Here is a 17,989-nt window from a genome sequence, read left to right as displayed (position 1 = left end):
GCCGCGCGTCACAACGCGCAGGGGTGAACCATGTCGCGTATAACGCAGCCCCGCCGCTGGCACTGGCAAGGTCGCGATGCCCAGGGGCAACGCCGGCGCGGCGAGGTGCTCGCCCACGGTGAAGCCGCCGCGCGTTTGCTGCTGCGCGGCCAGCCCATGACGATCACGCATTTGCGGCCGGGTCGCCGGCATACGCCCTCCGGACGCGTCGGAACGGCAGATGCCACCGATCTGGTTCGACGCCTCGCCACGTTGCTCGGTGCAGGGGTGCCGCTCACGTCAGCCCTCGACGTACTCGCGCGTGGCGCCCATACGCGAGGGCTCAAGCGGCTCGCGTCCGATATCGGACTGGACGTCGGGCGCGGGCATCCGTTGGCACACGCGATGGCGCAGGCCAGCCACCGATTCAGCGGCGTCGACTGTCAGTTGATTGCCGCCGCCGAACTGAGCGGTCAGCTCGGCCCAACGCTGGCGCGTCTGAGTGCGCACTACGATCACACACGAACGGTGCGAGAGAAGCTCCAGCGCGCGCTTGCCTATCCGCTGACGGTGCTGGTCGTCGCATTGGCCGTCGTGATGGCGCTGCTGCAGTGGGTGATCCCGGAGTTCGAGCGTCTGTTCGCCAGCGCCGCCGGTGGCGGCATGCCCCTGCCGCCGCTCACGCGATGGCTCATCGACCTCTCGCGAGCGTCGCTGACAAACGGGCCGTGGCTGCTGGTCGGCCTGGGCACCGCCGGGCTGGTCGTCGCGGCGGCATTGCGCCGCAGCCCCCGAACGCGGCGTCTCCGGGATCGCCTGCTCTTGCAACTGCCGGGTGCAGGACGCATCCTGTGCATGCTGAGCGCTGCCCGGTGGGCCAGAACCCTTGGCACGTTGCTCGACGCGGGCGTCGCGCTTCCCGACGCGATGGACGCCGCTGCGAGCGCATGCGGCAACCTCGTCATGCAGCGCGCGGCGCACGACGTGCACCGGGAAGTCGCCCGAGGTGCCCGTCTGGCGACCTCGCTCGAGGCCAATGCACACTGGCCCCTGATCATCGCGCAACTGACCGTGATCGGGGAGGAATCGGGTACACTCGGGCGCATGCTCAACCAGGCCGCCGGCCTGCTCGACGAAGACGCTTCGCACGCGCTGGTCAGTGCCTGTGCGGCGCTCGAACCGATAATGATTACGCTTCTTGGCCTGCTGATCGGCGGCATGGTCCTCGCCATGTACCTGCCGATGTTCCAACTCGGATACGGTGTCGCATGAACGGTTACGCAGAGCTGCTACGGGTCGATTGGCTGGCGGAACTGGCACCTCACTGGCGCCTTGCGCTGTTCGCCGCCTTGGGCGTCGTCGCCGGGCTCGGTCTCGATGCCGTCGTGCGGCGCGTGCCCGCGGCGATCGAACGGGCGTGGCTGGAAGAGATGCAGGCAGTCGATGCCACGAACGCATCGGCCCTGCGCGCTCCCTTTCATCAAGCTGCCCCGCCGTCCGCCTCGATAGCGCTCACCGCCCCACTCGCAGCACCTCCCGCCCCGTTGGCAGACGCCGCCGCGCCTCGCCGCTGGCAACTCTCACTCCTCAGCGGCGCGTTGAGCGTCGCCGTGGCGTGGCGCTTCGGCCCGACCTGGCAGAGCCTCGGCGCACTCGGACTCGTCTGGACACTCATTGCGCTCGCGTACATCGACCACGATACGCAACTCCTGCCCGACATCCTCACGCTGCCGCTGTTGTGGGCAGGCCTGCTGTGCAACCTCGGGCACTGGTTCGCCGCGCTCCCGGCGGCGGTCGTCGGGGCCGCGACCGGCTACCTGAGCCTGTGGGCGTTGTATTGGGTGTACTGGTGGCTGCGTCGGCGTGAGGGCATGGGCTTCGGCGACTTCAAGCTCTACGCGGCGCTGGGTGCGTGGTTCGGCTGGACCGCCCTGCTACAGATTCTGCTGCTCGCCTGTGCGCTCGCCATCGTGATCGCCGGCACCGCCTGGCTCACCGGACGGCTGCGCAGCGATCAAATGTTTCCTTTCGGCGCCTTTCTCGCCGCCGCAGGCATCGCCACGCTGTTTGGCGGTAATGGCCTGTTGATCTGGATTGGAGGAACGCCATGACTTACGCCATCGGCCTGACCGGCGGCATCGGCAGCGGCAAGACGACGGTCGCCAACCTGTTCGCCACGCACGGCATCGCCATCATCGACACCGACGCCATTGCGCACAGCATCACCGCTCCGAACGGCGCGGCCATGCCCGCGATCCGGCGCGAGTTCGGCGACGCGTTTGTCGCCCCGGACGGCTCGCTCGACCGCGCACGCATGCGCGACGCCGTCTTCACGGACGATGCGGCCAGAGCGCGTTTGGAGGCCATTACCCACCCGTTGATTCGCACGGAGTGCGAGCGTGCCGCCAGCGACGCCCAAGGGCCCTATCTGATTTTCGTCGTGCCCCTGCTGGTGGAATCCGGGAAGTGGCGAGAGCGCGTGCAGCGCGTGCTCGTCGTCGATTGCACCGAGCAGACGCAGATCGCGCGCGTCATGTCCCGTAATGGCTTCACGCGCGATCAGGTGCAGGCGATCATGGCGCGTCAGGCAAGTCGGGCGCAGCGGCTCGCCGCCGCCGACGACGTCATCGACAACGATGCCCAGCATGCCCCACTCGCCCCACAGGTCGACCGTTTGCATGCGGCGTATCTGAAGTTTGCGGCGCAGGCCGAAGGCCGTTGATCGACGCCGGCGTTCGCATGAACAGCGCCGCTCGCACGCCCCGCCTTCGATTGAGCGCCCACGCGCGTTGCGCCTCGACAGATTCCGGCATTAGAATGTCGCCATTACGCTGAAAAGCGCCAACTTCTGGGCCAACGCGCTTGATCCTGTACGAATATCCGCTCAACGAACGCATTCGCACGCTGCTTCGGCTGGAAGAGCTGTTCGGGCGCTTTGCCTTCTTCGTCGGGCAGGATCAGCCGCTCGATCATCACGCGGCGCTGATCACGATGTTCGAGATTGCCGACATCGCCGGACGCACCGACCTGAAGAACGAACTGGTCAAGGAACTCGACCGGCAACGTCAGACGCTGACCACCTATCGCGGCAATCCCGATATCGCCTCCGACGCACTCGAACAGTTCATCGGCGAAGTCGAGTTGGCGATCGCGAACCTCAACCAGATTCCCGGCAAGCCCGGCCAGCATCTGAACGACAACGAATGGCTAGCCAGCATTCGCAGCCGCTCGGTGATCCCCGGCGGCACGTGCCGCTTCGACCTTCCGTCGTATTACGCGTGGCGTCACAACGATGCCGAGCAGCGCCGTCAGGACATCGATAAATGGATCGGCCCGCTGTTTCCGATACGCGACGCCCTTGGCATCGTGCTGGGGCTCGCCCGGGAGTCCGGTCACGCCAGCAAGGCGATGGCGCAGCAAGGCAGCTACCAGCAGATGCTGACCGGCCGTGTCTATCAACTGATGCAGGTGAGAGTGGCGCCCGAGTTGCGGGTCATTCCCGAAGCCAGCGCCAACAAGTACATGCTGTGGGTGCGCTTCACCACACAGGACGGCGATCTCAAACCGCGTCCGGTCGACAGCGACGTGCCGTTCCTGCTCACGCTCTGCAATCTCTAAATCCATGACGACCGTCGTCAACTGCCCGACCTGCGGCAAGAAAGTGGTTTGGGGACCCGAGGCGAAATTCCGCCCGTTCTGCTCGGAGCGTTGCAAGCAGATCGACATCGGCGCTTGGGCGGCAGAGAAGTACACGATCCCCGCCGACTCGCCCGACGATCCCTCGCAAGACGCCCCGCTCGATCCGACGCAGCGCTGATGCGCTGATGCCGCACAGCGCGCACGGACGACCCTCATCCCACCCAACGCAAAAGGCACCCTCGCGGGTGCCTTTTGTGCGTCTGGGAGCGCGCTCGGAACCGCGGCGTCACCGGTCAACCGGTCAATCGATCACTCGGCAGCGTCGCGACTGGCCGCTACGGCCGCCCCCGACGACTTTGCGGCGAGCTCCTCCGAGAGCCAGCTCAGCGGCGGCAGCGCCGCCGGCAGCAACGGCTCCACGCTCACCGGCGGGCGCTGCCATGCCAGTGCCTGCCCTTCCTTGCCGTGCGGCTCGCCCTGCCATGCGGTGACTTTGCAGAAATGCAGACGCACATAGGCATGGGGGTAATCGTGTTCGAGGACGCGCCACGGCGCGCAACGCTCCACCGTCACCCCCAGTTCCTCGTGCAGTTCACGCGCGAGCGCCGCGGCGACCGACTCGCCCGCCTCCAGCTTGCCCCCCGGAAACTCCCAATAACCCGCGTACGGCTTGCCCGCCGGACGCTGACCGAGGAGCACCGAGCCATCCGCGCGCACCATCACGCCGACGGCCACTTCCGTGATGGGACGCCCATCGGGCGCATATCGTTTCGACACTGTCATAGTCCTTCGCCATCCTTGCGCCATCTGCGCACTCTGCGCTGCCTGCGGATTTCCCGGTCGAACGGTGCATGTCATGGCCGATGGCCCACGGCGCCCCGCTCGACCGCACGTTACGAGGCGTGTGACGCACTCCGAAGCTTGCCCGCCCAGTCGCGAGCGAACTGGAAAGCCACGCGCCCCGAACGCGAACCGCGCTCGAGCGCCCAGATCAGGGCTTCATGACGCGCCGATTCCGTTTGATCCGCCGGCACGCCAAAATGCTGCAACCAGTGGCCGACGATCGTCAGGTAGTCGTCCTGCTTGAACGGGTAAAAGCTCACCCACAGCCCGAATCGCTCGGACAACGAGATCTTCTCTTCGATCACTTCACCCGGATGAATCTCACCGTCATCGGTGTGGCGATAGCTTTCGTTGTCCTTCATGTACTCGGGCAACAGATGACGGCGATTCGACGTCGCGTAGATCAGCACATTGTCCGACTGCGCGGCCACCGAGCCGTCGAGCGCAACCTTCAGCGCCTTGTAGCCCGACTCACCATCTTCAAACGACAGGTCGTCGCAGAACACGACGAAGCGCTCGGGACGCTGCGAAATCAGATCGACGATATCCCCCAGATCGACCAGGTCATCCTTGTCGACTTCGATCAGACGCAGGCCTTCCGAGGCGTACTGATTCAGGCAAGCCTTGATCAGTGACGACTTGCCCGTGCCGCGCGCACCGGTGAGCAACACGTTGTTGGCCGGCTCGCCATGCACAAACTGACGCGTATTCTGTTCGATCAGCCCTTTCTGGCGCTCGATATTCTGCAGATCGCCCAGCGTGATCGTCGACACATGCGCCACGGGCTGCAGAAATCCGCGCCCCTGTTTCTTGCGCCAGCGAAAGGCCACCGCGGCGCTCCAGTCGATCTCGGGAGTGGCCGGCGGCAACATCACCTCCAGCCGGGCCAGCACGCCTTCCGCGCGCGTGAGGAACTGCTCCAACTTGTCCATGCTTCGAAATCCCCGCGCCGCTCACGGGCGCTTGTGTCGATGCTTCGTCGTGTTGTCGTTTCCTTTCGCTGCCCGCCGCGGTGCTTTTGTCACCTGCCGGCGATGGGCCGATACTGCCGGCCAGTGCCGCTGACGCAGGGCCGACGCCGATCGGGCATCGACACGCTGCGCCCCCGGTGGGAGGCGCGCGGCGCTCGCGTCAGGGCTTAGGAACGGTAATCCGCGTTGATGCTCACGTAGTCGTGCGAGAGGTCGCACGTCCACAACGTGGCGGCGGCGTCGCCGCGCCCGAGCACCACGCGGACCGTGATTTCGCTTTGCTTCATCACGCGCTGTCCCTCTTCCTCGCGATAGTCGGCATTGCGGCCGCCCGCGCGGGCGACCAGCACGTCGTCGAGATAGAGGTCGACCTTGCTGACGTCGAGGTCGTTCACCCCCGCATAGCCGATGGCGGCCAGAATGCGGCCCAGATTCGGATCGGACGCGTAAAACGCCGTCTTCACCAGCGGCGAATGCCCGATGGCATAGGCGATCTGACGGCACTCCGCCACATCGCGGCCGCCCTCGACCGTCACGGTGATGAATTTGGTCGCGCCTTCGCCGTCGCGCACGATCAATTGCGCCAATTCCTGCGAGATCGACAGCAAGGCGTCGCGGAACGCGGCAAAGGCAGGCGTGTCCGTGCTGGCGATTTCCGGCAGATCGGTCTGACCCGTGGCCGCGACGATAAACGAATCGTTGGTCGACGTATCGCCGTCGATGGTGATGGCGTTGAACGAACGATCCGCCACGTACTTGACGAGCGCGTCGAGCACCGGCTGCGCCACGCGCGCGTTGGTGCCCACAAAGCCGAGCATGGTTGCCATGTTCGGCTTGATCATGCCCGCCCCCTTGCTGATGCCGGTGAGGACGAGGGTCTTGCCTTCGATCACGATCTCACGCGAGGCGGCTTTCGGCAGCGTATCGGTTGTCATGATCGATTGCGCTGCCTCGTACCAGTGCGCAGACGCCAGATTGGCAATGGCTTGAGGCAGACCGGCGACCAAACGGTCAACCGGGAGCGGTTCGAGGATCACGCCGGTCGAGAACGGCAAAATCTGGTTCGGATTGACCGACAGCAGCTTGGCGAGCGCGTCGCACGTTGCCCGCGTGGCGACCATGCCTGGTTCGCCGGTGCCCGCGTTGGCGTTGCCCGTGTTGACGACAAGCGCACGAATGCCCGCCTGCGCGGCCAGATGGGCCTTGCAGACCGTCACCGGCGCCGCGCAGAAGCGGTTCGTCGTGAAAACGCCTGACACCGTGCTACCGGAGGCCAGTCGCATGACCAGCACGTCCTTACGGTTCGGCTTGCGGATATTGGCTTCGGCCCAGCCGAGTTCGACGCCGGGCACGGCGCGCAGTTGGGAGGCTTCGATCGAGGGGAAATTGACGGCCATGTGGGTTCGCCCGCGAGAGATGAGCGTTACAGCTCCCGCCCTGGCGATGTCGGCACGACACTCCGCCGGGGCGGCGGTTGATCGGTGCGGCCGGTCGAAAAACCGGCGCTACAAACGACGCGGCGCCGATCCTGAGTCGGCGCCGCGTCGATCGGTTCACATCTTAAGACAGTTTGCCGTGGCAGTGCTTGAATTTCTTGCCACTGCCGCACGGGCAGGCATCGTTGCGACCAACCTTCGGCAACAAGTCGCCGCCGGCCATCGCCGCGCTTGCCGCCTGGGCCAGCGCCGAAACCACCGGACGCCCCGCGTCTTCGTCGATTTCGCCGTCGCCGCCCACCGTCTCGAGTTCGTCGTGCTTGAACTCGACGTTGATCAGACCGCCCGCGCTGTCGTCGAGCGCTTCCGTCGCCTGCTCGAGCTCCTCCTGCGACTGGATACGCACGTTCATGATGACGCGCGTGACTTCGAGCTTGATGGTCTCAAGCAACTGGGCGAACAATTCGAACGCTTCGCGCTTGTATTCCTGCTTCGGATTCTTCTGCGCGTAACCGCGCAGATGGATGCCTTGACGCAGGTGATCCAACGCGGCCAGATGCTCGCGCCAGTTGGAATCCACGCTCTGAAGCATGACCGAGCGCTCGAACCCCGAGAACGACTCGCGTCCCACCAGTTCAACCTTGGCCTGATACGACGCTTCGGCGGCGTCCATCACTTCCTTGAGGATGTCCTCGTCGTCGATTTCTTCCGAGCCTTCGATACGCGACTGCAGCGGCAAATCGAGCTGCCACTCTTCGCGCAGCACCGTCTCCAGCCCCTTGAGGTCCCACTGTTCTTCGACCGTACCGGCCGGCACGCAGGTGCGCACCAGATCCTGGAACACGCTCTGACGCATGCCGGCGATGGTGTCCGAGACGTCTTGCGCTTCGAGCAGTTCATTGCGCTGCTGGTAGATCACCTTGCGCTGATCGTTGGACACGTCGTCGTATTCGAGCAGTTGCTTGCGCACGTCGAAGTTTCGCGCTTCGACCTTGCGCTGTGCCGACTCGATCGAACGCGTGACAATGCCCGCCTCGATGGCTTCGCCTTCCGGCATCTTCAGCCGATCCATGATCGAACGAACGCGGTCGCCGGCGAAGATGCGCAGCAGCGGATCTTCCAGCGACAGGTAGAAACGCGACGAGCCCGGATCGCCCTGACGGCCCGAACGGCCGCGCAACTGGTTGTCGATACGGCGAGATTCGTGGCGTTCGGTACCAATGATGTGCAAACCGCCTGCCGTCTTCACCTGCTCATGCAGACCCTGCCATTCGTCCTGCAATTGCTGGATGCGGGCTTGCTTGTCCGCGTCGGACAGGCTCGCATCCATTTCGATGAAACCCGATTGCTTCTCGACGTTGCCGCCCAGCACGATGTCGGTACCACGACCGGCCATGTTGGTGGCGATGGTGATGACGCCCGGACGCCCCGCCTGCGCGACGATCTCGGCTTCGCGCGCGTGTTGCTTGGCGTTGAGCACCTGGTGCGGCAGCTTCGCGCTCGTGAGCAGTTGCGAGAGGTACTCCGACGTCTCGATCGACGTCGTGCCCACCAGCACCGGCTGACCACGCTCCACGCAATCGCGGATGTCCTTGATGACCGCGTCGTACTTTTCCTTGGCCGTCTTGTAGATCTGATCCTGACGGTCGATCCGCTTGGGTGGGCGGTTGGTCGGGATCACCACCGTCTCGAGGCGATAGATCTCGTTGAATTCGAACGCTTCGGTATCCGCCGTCCCGGTCATGCCCGAGAGCTTGGCGTACATGCGGAAGTAGTTCTGGAACGTGATCGAGGCCAGCGTCTGGTTCTCATGCTGGATCGAGACGCGCTCCTTCGCTTCCACCGCCTGGTGCAGACCTTCGGACCAGCGGCGACCGGCCATCAGACGGCCGGTGAACTCGTCGACGATGACGATCTCGTCGTTCTGCACCACGTAATGCTGGTCCTTGTGGAACAGCGTGTGCGCGCGCAGGGCGGCGTACACATGGTGCATGAGGGTAATGTTCTGCGGCGCATAGAGACTGTCGCCCTCGGCGATCATGCCCCACTCGGCGAGCAGTTGCTCAGCCTTCTCGTGGCCGCGCTCGGTCAGGAACACCTGACGCGCCTTCTCGTCGAGCGTGTAATCGCCCGGCACCTCGACGCCCGTGCCGTCCGACTTCTCTTCACCGATCTGACGCTCGAGCATCGCCGGCAAGCGATCCATCTTCACATACAGCTCGGTGTGATCTTCGGCCTGGCCGGAGATGATGAGCGGCGTACGTGCCTCGTCGATCAGGATCGAGTCCACTTCGTCGACGATGGCGTAGTTCAGCGTGCGCTGCACCCGCTGCTCGGTCTCGTAGACCATGTTGTCGCGCAGGTAGTCGAAGCCGAACTCATTGTTCGTGCCGTACGTGATGTCGGCCGCGTACGCTGTCTGCTTCTCGTCATGCGGCATCTGCGACAGGTTGATACCCACCGACAGGCCGAGGAAGTTGTACAGACGTGCCATCCACTCGGCGTCGCGCTGGGCCAGGTAATCGTTGACGGTCACGACGTGCACGCCCTTGCCCGATAGCGCGTTCAGATAGGCGGGCAATGTCGCAACGAGCGTCTTGCCTTCGCCCGTGCGCATTTCGGCGATCTTGCCGAAGTGCAGCACCATGCCGCCAATCAGCTGAACGTCGAAGTGGCGCATCTTGAGGACGCGCTTGCCGGCTTCGCGGCACACCGCAAAGGCTTCGACCAGCAACGAATCCACGCTCGCCCCCTGGGCGATACGTTGCTTGAATTCCTCGGTCTTGCCGCGCAGTTGCTCATCGCTCAGCTGGGCGATCTGCGGCTCGAGGGCGTTGATCGCCGAGACGGTTTTCTGGTACTGCTTGATAAGCCGCTGGTTACGGCTGCCAAATACTTTTTTAAGAAGACCGGGAATCATCGGATCACTGGTTAGGGCGGCAAATGTCGTTCGCAATCGTGCAGTCGGTCGGCAAACTTCGCAACGCTTCAGGGGTTTTGCCCCACGCGTGCCGAATCGCCCAACGCGCCTGCGCGCTGCGGGTCACCGGTGTTTGGCACTCAGGCCTCTCGCCGGTTCGATACCTATACTAAAAAAAGGATTCTAGCATGCTGTCATGGCGCGTCCCGCTGGCCTCGGACGCGGGCCGTCCGGCGTTTTCGGCGTTCGGACCGAGGTGACGCCCGATGGCGGGGTAAAATACGCGGCAACCTCTGTCTCATCATATGAAACGACCCAAAGCTCCCCGCGTTGCCCGCCCGCTCACCGATCTGCTGTGCGCCTCCGACGGCGCCGGCTCTTTGCTGGCCGCCGCCGAACAACTGGGTCGACTCGAGCGCGACGTACACGCGTTGTTACCCGCCGCGCTCAGCGGCAGCGTCCGGCTAGCACCGCCGCGCGAGGGCGCCCTGGTCTTCCTCGTCGCCAATAATGCACTGGCGGCTCGGCTGCGCCAGCAAACGCCGTCACTGATCGAGGGGCTGGCGACACGCGGTTGGCTGATTCGCACGATCCGGATCCGTGTGAGCATCACGGCGCCCGAACCCCAGAAGCCGCCCAAGGAGGCGCGCCTGTCCCGGCAGGGCCTTGTCAGCCTGCGCGATCTGCGCGACGCGCTGGAGCCATCCCCGCTTCGCGATGCCCTGGCTCGCCTGGTGGCCCGCCATTCCTACGGCGGTCCGCGCAAGCCTTGAATCCGTCGGTCGCCATGGCGCGACGCATTCAAGCGCAACGCCGATTTGGCACGCGCGTCAAATAAAAAAGCGCCGCAGAGTCGGCGCTTTCGTTTTGTTACATCCGCGCCCCACCCGCCGGCGCTTCCTATGGCCTGCGCGATTTACGCGAACTGGGTCTGCGGCTCGAACTGGAAGCCGCGCGGTGCGTCTTCGGCGTGCTCGAACGTGACAATCTCATAGGCCTCTTGTGCGAGTAGCTCGCGCAAGAGCTGGTTGTTCAGACCGTGCCCCGACTTGTACGCCGTGTAGGACGCCAGCAGCGGATGGCCAATCACGTACAGGTCGCCGATGGCGTCGAGCATCTTGTGCTTCACGAACTCGTCGTCGTAACGCAGACCGTCGTTGTTCAGGATGCGGTACTCGTCGAGCACGATGGCGTTGTCCATGCTGCCGCCGCGCGCCAGGCCCAGTTCGCGCAGCATCTCGACCTCATGCGCAAAGCCGAACGTACGGGCGCGCGCAATCTCCTTCGCGTAGGACGTATCGGCAAAGTCGATCTCCAGCGCCTGACCGGTACGATCGACCGCCGGGTGACGAAAATCGATGGTGAACTTGAGCTTGAAGCCTTCGTACGGCTCGAGACGGGCGAACTTGTCGCCTTCGCGAATCTCGATCGGCTTCGTCACACGAATGAATTTCTTGGCGGCCGCCTGCTCTTCGATGCCCGCCGACTGAATCAGGAAGACGAACGTTGCTGCGCTGCCGTCCATGATCGGAATTTCTTCGGCCGTCACATCGACATACAGATTGTCGATGCCCAGCCCCGCGCATGCCGACATCAGGTGCTCCACAGTGGAGACCCGCGCGCCCTCTTTCTGCAGCACCGACGCAAGACGCGTGTCGCCAATCGCCATCGCCGACGCCGGAATCTCCACAGGAGGATTCAGATCGGTACGGCAGAAGACGATGCCCGTGTTGGGCGGCGCCGGACGCAGCGACAACTCGACCTTGCGACCGGAGTGCAAGCCGATGCCGACTGTCTTGGCGATGGATTTGAGAGTGCGCTGCTTGAGCATGCTATTTATTTAAACTATCAGACGCTAGTGACCATAGATGCAATTATACCAGATGGAAGCCTTCATCGCTGTGCCACAAACGCAACGCTTCGTTACTAAACATTCCGAATTCTGCCGCATCGATTCGTCCACATCCCTATCGCGACACGAAATAGGCCGTTTCAAAAATCGACATCAGGCCAAAGCCCGGGCGTCGCCCATCGTCGGGGCACCCCGGCCGCCGCGACGGAGGCATGCCGCAGCGGTCGGGGGACAGATCCGCGAGACCGGGTCAGGGATCCGAACGCTTACCCGTAACGTTCGTGACCTGTGAAGGGTAGACACCGCTTGCGATGCTGGTTGTCGCAGCGATACGGCATCTCGCGTCTTCACAACCTCGCCGTATCGTCATGCGGACTCGTACTGCGGCGCGCCATCCCCACGCCACACGGCATGGTCGTTGGAGCGACGACGAATCCTCACGACGACCTGCATAGGCCTCGCGATTCCCAAGGTGCGGCGGCACCAGGCACTGGCACCTGGTCCGCGCGCGACCCTGTCAGTCGGCTTGCTTGCGCAGGAAGGCCGGAATGTCGTACGTGTCGACACCCTTTTCCTGCAATGCGGCAACGTGCGACGCCGCGGTCTCGCGCGTGCTGCGCCACACGGCCGGCGTATCGAGCGCGCCGTAGTCCGTACCGCCCGCCTGACCGACATTCGGCACGTGGCCGGTGGCGATCGGCATATTGTCGGTACCGGTCTTGAGCAACGTCATCGGTGCGGCAGCCTTCTTCGCGACAGCGCGGCCCAGGCCGGTTGCCACAACAGTCACGCGCAGCGCATCGCCCATCTTGTCGTCGTAGACGGTACCGAAAATCACGGTCGCGTCTTCGGCAGCGTAGCTCTTGATGGTGTTCATCACTTCACGCGTTTCCGACAGACGCAGCGAACGCGATGCCGTGATATTGACCAGCACGCCACGCGCACCCGACAAGTCCACACCCTCGAGCAGCGGACTCGCCACGGCTTGCTCGGCCGCCAGACGCGCACGATCGACACCTGCCACCGTCGCCGTCCCCATCATGGCCTTGCCTTGTTCGCCCATCACCGTCTTCACGTCTTCAAAGTCGACGTTCACCAGACCGTCGACGTTGATGATTTCGGCGATGCCGGCCACGGCGTTATGCAGCACGTCGTCGGCGCACTGGAAGCACTTGTCCATCTCGGCGTCGTCGCCCATGACTTCGAACAGCTTGTCGTTGAGCACGACGATCAGCGAATCGACGTTGTCTTCCAGCTCCTGCGCGCCCGTCTCGGCCACGCGCATGCGCTTGCCGCCTTCGAACTCGAACGGCTTCGACACCACGCCGACGGTCAGAATGCCCATTTCCTTGGCAATCTGCGCCACCACCGGTGCCGCGCCCGTGCCCGTGCCGCCGCCCATACCGGCGGTGATGAACACCATGTGCGCCCCACGCAGGGCGTCGGCCACGCGCTCACGGGCTTCTTCAGCCGCCGCACGTCCCATCTCCGGCTTGGCGCCTGCGCCCAGACCGGTCTTGCCGAGCTGGATGCTCACGCTGGCCTGCGAGCGGCCGAGTGCCTGAGCGTCGGTGTTCATGGCGATGAAGTCCACGCCCTGCACACCCCGGTTGATCATGTGCTGGACGGCATTGCCGCCAGCGCCACCAACACCCACCACCTTGATGATGGTGCCGTTGGTTTCCGTTTCCAACATTTCAAAGTTCATAGCGCCTCCAGTGATATAAAAGCAGATCCGGTATTGCGGGTCACGGGCAGCTCGGGTAAGCCACGCGTGTTTTCAACACCGAATCCACACCCCTCAAAAAACACCATTAAAAATTGCTGAAGAACCAGTCGCGCATGCGCGACCAGACCTGATTCGCCTGCCCCGACTGCACCGCGACCTTGCGCCCGCGCATGCGTTGGGAACGTCCTTCGAGCAGCAGCCCCATCGCGGTCGCGTAGCGCGGGCTGCGCACCACGTCGGCCAGGCCGCCCGCATACTCCGGCACGCCAATGCGCACCGGCTTGAGGAAGATGTCCTCGCCCAACTCGACCATGCCCGGCATCATCGCCGCGCCGCCGGTGAGCACGATGCCCGAGGACAGCAGTTCTTCGTACCCCGACTCGCGCACCACCTGCTGCACCAGCGAGAACAGCTCTTCGACGCGCGGCTCGATCACCGCCGCCAGCGCCTGACGCGAGAGGGTGCGCGGACCGCGCTCGCCCAGCCCCGGCACTTCGATCATTTCGTCCGGATCGGCCAGCGACTGCTTGGCGATGCCGTGCGCAATCTTGATGTCTTCCGCATCCGGCGTCGGCGTGCGCACCGCCATCGCGATGTCGCTCGTGATCTGATCGCCCGCAATCGGAATCACGGCCGTGTGACGAATCGCGCCTTCGCTGAAGATCGCGATATCGGTCGTGCCACCGCCGATGTCGATCAGCACCACGCCCAGTTCCTTCTCGTCTTCGGTGAGCACCGAAATGCTCGACGCGAGCGGTTGCAGAATCAGGTCGTTCACTTCGAGGCCGCACCGGCGCACGCACTTCACGATGTTCTGCGCCGCCGAGACGGCGCCGGTCACGATATGCACCTTCACTTCAAGGCGGATGCCGCTCATGCCGATCGGCTCGCGCACGTCTTCCTGACCATCGATGATGAATTCCTGCGTGAGGATATGCAGCACCTGCTGGTCAGTCGGGATGTTGATCGCCTTGGCCGTCTCGATGACGCGCGCCACGTCGGCCTGCGTCACCTCCTTGTCCTTGATCGCCACCATGCCGCTCGAATTGAAGCTGCGAATGTGGCTGCCGGCAATGCCTGTGAACACGTTGGTGATCTTGCAGTCGGCCATCAACTCGGCTTCTTCGAGTGCACGCTGAATGGACTGCACCGTGGCCTCAATGTTCACCACGACACCTTTTTTCAGCCCGCGCGATTCGCTCTGGCCGAGGCCAATCACTTCATAGCGGCCTTCAGGGCGCAGTTCGGCCACCACCGCCACGACTTTCGACGTGCCGATATCGAGGGCGACCAACAGATCCTTGTAATCTTTGCTCATAGCGTGTGTAAGTCCTGAAGTCTCACTGGCTTCGCTTCTGCCGCGCGGCAGGTTGTGCAACGGCCGGCTTTTGCGAATCCCGCTTTTGCACCGGTGCCGCGGCAAGCTTCTTGGCCTGGTCTTCGCTCAAGAAACGCATGCCCGCGGCACGCACGGCAAAACCGTTCGGGTAACGCAGATCGGCATACTCGATCTGATTTCCCCAGCGCGCCGCTACCTGCGGATACGCTTGTACGAAACGCCTGCTGCGTGTGGCGAGGGATTCGGCGGTTCGCTCCCGTCCCAACGCCAGTTGCACTCCCCCGGAGAGCCGTACGCTCCATGCGTAACGATTCGACAGCGTGACCGCTTCGGGTTTCATTTTCAGCGGCGCGAACCACCTCACGAAGTCGTAGTACCGCGCCGTCACATCCTTTTCGCTGCCCGGCGGGCCGGCGAACTCGGGCAGCTTGCCGTCGTCCTCGGCTTCGGCCAGATTCGCCGCGAACAGCTCGCCGTCCACACTCACCAGACGGCCATCGTTCCACGTGGCCAGCGGCTTGTATTCCTCGATCGTCACCGAGAGCCGGTTCGGCCACACACGTCGCACGCTTGCATGGCGCACCCACGGCACGGCCTCGAACGCCGCTCGCGTGGCGTCCAGATCGATCGTGAAAAAATTGCCCTTCAGGCGCGAGACGGCATTCGCGCGCAAGGTCGGACCGTTGATGTGAGACACGTCCCCATCGATCTGCACCGCCGTCAGCGTGAAGATCGGCCGCTGAATCAGCCAATGGCCGCCCGCAGCGAGCGCCGCCAGCACGACGAGTGCGACGAGCGCACTCGCGATGGCGTTGAGCAGGCGTACGTTTTGCCACATGGCGATTTGCTTTCCGTATCGGGGCGTTCTTCAACGCGTTCAAGGTTTTACTCGGGTTTCCACTGCGCGTTCGGATGCAGATCGAGCGTCGCGGTGGCCAGGATTTCGACAACCAGGTCTTCGTACGACAGCCCCGCCGCGCGCGCCGACATCGGCACCAGCGAATGGCCCGTCATGCCCGGCGAGGTATTGATCTCCAGCAGGAACGGCTTGTTGTCACGCTTGCGCAGCATCACGTCGGCGCGCGCCCAACCACGACAGCCCAGCGCGAGATAGGCGCGCAGCACCAGGCGCTGCACCTCCTCCTGCAACGACACCGATAGCGGCGGCGGGCATTCGTAGCGCGTATCGTCCTTGAAATACTTGTTCTGGTAGTCGTAGTTCGCGTCTGGCGCCACGATGCGGATCACCGGCAGCGCACGCGCGGCCGCCGCGCCCTTCGTGCCCACGCCAAGCACCGGCACGGTCAGTTCGTCGCCATCGATGAATTCTTCGGCGAGGACGTCCGGATCCAGGGCGACTGCCTTCTCGAAGGCCGCCTTCAGTTGCGACGCCTCGGTGACCTTTGTCAGGCCAATCGTCGAGCCTTCGCGCGACGGCTTGACGATGAGCGGCAGGCCGAGATCGCGGGCCACGGCATCGAAGTCGCTGTCGGCGCTCAGCATCGCGAAGCGCGGCGTCGGCAGCCCTTCGTTGATCCATACGCGCTTGGTCATCTCCTTGTCCATCGCCAGCGCGGAGGCCAACACGCCGCTGCCGGTGTACGGAACCCCCAGATGCTCGAGCACGCCTTGCAGCGTGCCGTCTTCGCCATAGCGGCCATGCAGCGCGATGAACACCCGGTCGAACTTCTGCGCGGCGAGCGCCGCGAGGTCGTGCATGCCGGTATCGAACGCATGCGCATTCACCCCGCGCGCGCGCAGGGCTTCGAGCACGCCATTGCCCGAGATCAGCGAGATCTGACGCTCGGCCGAGCGCCCGCCCATCAGGACGCCCACCTTGCCGAAACGTTTCGGATCGAAAGCACTCACTTCAAACTCCTTGCTGAACTTGCAACTTGCCGGGCACCGCGCCGATGGAGCCGGCACCCATGGTGATCACGACGTCGCCCGCACGGGCGACTTGCAGAATGGCGTCGGGCAGTTGCGCAACGTCTTCCACGAAAACCGGTTCTACCTTGCCCGCCACGCGCAGGGCGCGCGACAGGGCCCGACCGTCGGCCGCCACGATGGGCGCCTCCCCGGCCGAATAGACTTCGCCGAGCACCACGGCGTCAGCGTCGGACAACACATTCACGAAGTCTTCGAAGCAATCGCGCGTACGCGTGTATCGATGGGGCTGGAAGGCCAGCACGATGCGACGTCCCGGGAACGCGCCGCGGGCCGCCGCGAGCGTTGCCGCCATCTCGACCGGGTGATGTCCGTAGTCGTCGATCAACGTGAACGTGCCGCCGCCGCTCGACTTCGGCAGCGCGATGTCGCCGTAGCGCTGGAAGCGCCGGCCCACGCCGTTGAATTCGGCTAGCGCTTGCTGGATAGCAGCGTCCGGCACCTCAAGTTCGGTCGCGATCGCAATCGCCGCCAGCGCGTTGCGCACGTTGTGCTCACCCGGCAGGTTCAGTGTGATGTCGAGGGGCGCGGCACCGGCGCCGAACCGGCGCAGCACGGTGAAGCGCATCTGGCCGGCGTCCGCACGCACATCGATGGCGCGCACCTGTGCGTCTTCCGACAGGCCGTAACGCACGATCGGCTTGGAGACGAACGGCAGGATCTCGCGCACGTTCGAATCGTCCACGCACAGCACGGCGATGCCATAGAACGGCAGGCGCTGCGTGAACGCCACGAACGACTGCTTCAGACGCGCGAAGTCGTGTCCATAGGTGTCCATGTGATCGGCATCGATGTTCGTGATGACCTCAATGACCGGATTCAGGTTCAGGAACGAGGCGTCCGATTCGTCGGCCTCTACCACGATGAAGTCGCCCGTGCCGAGCTTGGCGTTCGCGCCGGCGCTGTTCAGTCGGCCGCCAATCACGAACGTCGGATCGAGCCCACCCTGCGCAAGCACGCTCGCCACGAGACTCGTCGTGGTTGTCTTGCCGTGCGTGCCGGCAATGGCGATGCCCTGCTTCAGGCGCATGAGTTCGGCGAGCATCAGCGCGCGCGGCACGATGGGGATCTGGCGGGCACGCCCCGCGAGCACTTCCGGATTGTCCGCCGTGATGGCGGTGGACACGACGATGGCGTCCGCCCCTTCGATATGCTCGGCCGCGTGGCCGCGGGCCACGCGCGCGCCAAGACTGACGAGGCGCTGCGTCACCGCGTTGTCGCCGAGATCGGAGCCGCTCACCTGATACCCCAGGTTGAGCAACACCTCGGCAATGCCGCTCATGCCCGAGCCGCCAATGCCGACGAAGTGAATGTGTTTGACGATGTGTTTCATT

Annotated in this window: 16 protein-coding genes; 6 read left to right on the top strand and 10 right to left on the bottom strand. The window is 64.3% G+C overall.

All coding sequences use genetic code 11. The annotated features are described in order from the left end of the window. Positions 1-30: 30 nt before the first annotated feature. From PanNE5_RS10060 to yacG, 5 genes are all read left to right on the top strand, one after another. The gene (locus PanNE5_RS10060) at positions 31-1,251 is read left to right on the top strand and encodes a type II secretion system F family protein (protein ID WP_261939701.1); all 1,221 of its coding nucleotides are present in this window, start codon (positions 31-33) and stop codon (positions 1,249-1,251) included. Next, on the top strand, positions 1,248-2,090 hold the full coding sequence (locus PanNE5_RS10055) for a prepilin peptidase (RefSeq protein WP_017234740.1): 843 nt from the start codon (positions 1,248-1,250) through the stop codon (positions 2,088-2,090). Before PanNE5_RS10060 ends, PanNE5_RS10055 begins: the two co-directional genes overlap by 4 nt. Further along, the gene (gene coaE / locus PanNE5_RS10050) at positions 2,087-2,701 is read left to right on the top strand and encodes a dephospho-CoA kinase (RefSeq protein ID WP_017234741.1); all 615 of its coding nucleotides are present in this window, start codon (positions 2,087-2,089) and stop codon (positions 2,699-2,701) included. Before PanNE5_RS10055 ends, coaE begins: the two co-directional genes overlap by 4 nt. Before the next feature lie 140 nt (positions 2,702-2,841). Beyond that, positions 2,842-3,597, top strand: a complete 756-nt coding sequence (gene zapD, locus PanNE5_RS10045) for a cell division protein ZapD (RefSeq protein ID WP_017234742.1) — start codon at positions 2,842-2,844, stop codon at positions 3,595-3,597. 4 nt (positions 3,598-3,601) lie between these two features. Next, positions 3,602-3,796: a DNA gyrase inhibitor YacG gene (gene yacG / locus PanNE5_RS10040; RefSeq protein ID WP_017234743.1), complete on the top strand. Its 195-nt coding sequence runs from the start codon at positions 3,602-3,604 to the stop codon at positions 3,794-3,796. A 131-nt stretch (positions 3,797-3,927) separates the two neighbouring features. On the opposite strand, the gene PanNE5_RS10035 is transcribed toward yacG, so the two are convergent. From PanNE5_RS10035 to secA, 4 genes are all read right to left on the bottom strand, one after another. Next, the gene (locus PanNE5_RS10035; RefSeq protein WP_017234744.1) at positions 3,928-4,401 is read right to left on the bottom strand and encodes an NUDIX domain-containing protein; all 474 of its coding nucleotides are present in this window, start codon (positions 4,399-4,401) and stop codon (positions 3,928-3,930) included. 110 nt (positions 4,402-4,511) lie between these two features. Further along, entirely contained in the window at positions 4,512-5,393 is an 882-nt protein-coding gene (locus PanNE5_RS10030; RefSeq protein ID WP_017234745.1) for an ATP-binding protein, read from the bottom strand. 206 nt (positions 5,394-5,599) lie between these two features. After that, positions 5,600-6,829 carry a bifunctional glutamate N-acetyltransferase/amino-acid acetyltransferase ArgJ gene (gene argJ, locus PanNE5_RS10025; RefSeq protein WP_017234746.1) on the bottom strand — a complete coding sequence of 410 codons (1,230 nt, stop codon included), beginning with the start codon at positions 6,827-6,829 and terminating at the stop codon, positions 5,600-5,602. Positions 6,830-6,992: 163 nt separating this feature from the next. Further along, entirely contained in the window at positions 6,993-9,788 is a 2,796-nt protein-coding gene (gene secA, locus PanNE5_RS10020; protein WP_017234747.1) for a preprotein translocase subunit SecA, read from the bottom strand. A 305-nt stretch (positions 9,789-10,093) separates the two neighbouring features. On the opposite strand from secA, the gene PanNE5_RS10015 reads away from it, so the two are divergent. Beyond that, entirely contained in the window at positions 10,094-10,561 is a 468-nt protein-coding gene (locus tag PanNE5_RS10015; RefSeq protein WP_017234748.1) for a DciA family protein, read from the top strand. A 143-nt stretch (positions 10,562-10,704) separates the two neighbouring features. Here PanNE5_RS10015 and lpxC read toward each other — a convergent pair whose 3' ends face one another. The 6 genes from lpxC to murC form a co-directional block, all read right to left on the bottom strand. Further along, positions 10,705-11,619: a UDP-3-O-acyl-N-acetylglucosamine deacetylase gene (gene lpxC / locus PanNE5_RS10010; protein ID WP_017234749.1), complete on the bottom strand. Its 915-nt coding sequence runs from the start codon at positions 11,617-11,619 to the stop codon at positions 10,705-10,707. Between the two features lie 538 nt (positions 11,620-12,157). Beyond that, positions 12,158-13,348, bottom strand: a complete 1,191-nt coding sequence (ftsZ, locus tag PanNE5_RS10005; protein ID WP_017234750.1) for a cell division protein FtsZ — start codon at positions 13,346-13,348, stop codon at positions 12,158-12,160. A 106-nt stretch (positions 13,349-13,454) separates the two neighbouring features. Beyond that, a complete protein-coding gene (gene ftsA / locus PanNE5_RS10000) occupies positions 13,455-14,687 on the bottom strand; it encodes a cell division protein FtsA (protein WP_261939700.1) in 1,233 nt (410 codons plus the stop codon). A 22-nt stretch (positions 14,688-14,709) separates the two neighbouring features. Beyond that, positions 14,710-15,546, bottom strand: coding sequence for a cell division protein FtsQ/DivIB (locus PanNE5_RS09995; protein ID WP_017234752.1), 837 nt, complete (start codon positions 15,544-15,546; stop codon positions 14,710-14,712). Positions 15,547-15,593: 47 nt separating this feature from the next. Further along, positions 15,594-16,532, bottom strand: coding sequence for a D-alanine--D-alanine ligase (locus tag PanNE5_RS09990; RefSeq protein ID WP_051060240.1), 939 nt, complete (start codon positions 16,530-16,532; stop codon positions 15,594-15,596). Between the two features lie 46 nt (positions 16,533-16,578). After that, entirely contained in the window at positions 16,579-17,988 is a 1,410-nt protein-coding gene (gene murC, locus PanNE5_RS09985; protein WP_261939699.1) for a UDP-N-acetylmuramate--L-alanine ligase, read from the bottom strand. Position 17,989 lies beyond the last annotated feature (1 nt).

The sequence above is a fragment of the Pandoraea sp. NE5 genome, from assembly GCF_024363545.1.
GTDB lineage: Bacteria > Pseudomonadota > Gammaproteobacteria > Burkholderiales > Burkholderiaceae > Pandoraea > Pandoraea cepalis.
The sequence above is the reverse complement of the archived record's forward strand: the minus strand, read 5'-3'. Positions and strand labels throughout refer to the sequence as shown.

Bases quoted from the DNA above. Each gene is read 5' to 3' on its own strand.
- PanNE5_RS10060 (WP_261939701.1), top strand. From the start codon at position 31: ATGTCGCGTATAACGCAGCCCCGCCGCTGGCACTGGCAAGGTCGCGAT.
- PanNE5_RS10055 (WP_017234740.1), top strand. From the start codon at position 1,248: ATGAACGGTTACGCAGAGCTGCTACGGGTCGATTGGCTGGCGGAACTG.
- coaE (WP_017234741.1), top strand. From the start codon at position 2,087: ATGACTTACGCCATCGGCCTGACCGGCGGCATCGGCAGCGGCAAGACG.
- yacG (WP_017234743.1), top strand. From the start codon at position 3,602: ATGACGACCGTCGTCAACTGCCCGACCTGCGGCAAGAAAGTGGTTTGG.
- PanNE5_RS10035 (WP_017234744.1), bottom strand. From the start codon at position 4,401: ATGACAGTGTCGAAACGATATGCGCCCGATGGGCGTCCCATCACGGAA.
- PanNE5_RS10030 (WP_017234745.1), bottom strand. From the start codon at position 5,393: ATGGACAAGTTGGAGCAGTTCCTCACGCGCGCGGAAGGCGTGCTGGCC.
- argJ (WP_017234746.1), bottom strand. From the start codon at position 6,829: ATGGCCGTCAATTTCCCCTCGATCGAAGCCTCCCAACTGCGCGCCGTG.
- secA (WP_017234747.1), bottom strand. From the start codon at position 9,788: ATGATTCCCGGTCTTCTTAAAAAAGTATTTGGCAGCCGTAACCAGCGG.
- PanNE5_RS10015 (WP_017234748.1), top strand. From the start codon at position 10,094: ATGAAACGACCCAAAGCTCCCCGCGTTGCCCGCCCGCTCACCGATCTG.
- lpxC (WP_017234749.1), bottom strand. From the start codon at position 11,619: ATGCTCAAGCAGCGCACTCTCAAATCCATCGCCAAGACAGTCGGCATC.
- ftsZ (WP_017234750.1), bottom strand. From the start codon at position 13,348: ATGAACTTTGAAATGTTGGAAACGGAAACCAACGGCACCATCATCAAG.
- ftsA (WP_261939700.1), bottom strand. From the start codon at position 14,687: ATGAGCAAAGATTACAAGGATCTGTTGGTCGCCCTCGATATCGGCACG.
- PanNE5_RS09995 (WP_017234752.1), bottom strand. From the start codon at position 15,546: ATGTGGCAAAACGTACGCCTGCTCAACGCCATCGCGAGTGCGCTCGTC.
- PanNE5_RS09990 (WP_051060240.1), bottom strand. From the start codon at position 16,532: ATGGGCGGGCGCTCGGCCGAGCGTCAGATCTCGCTGATCTCGGGCAAT.
- murC (WP_261939699.1), bottom strand. From the start codon at position 17,988: ATGAAACACATCGTCAAACACATTCACTTCGTCGGCATTGGCGGCTCG.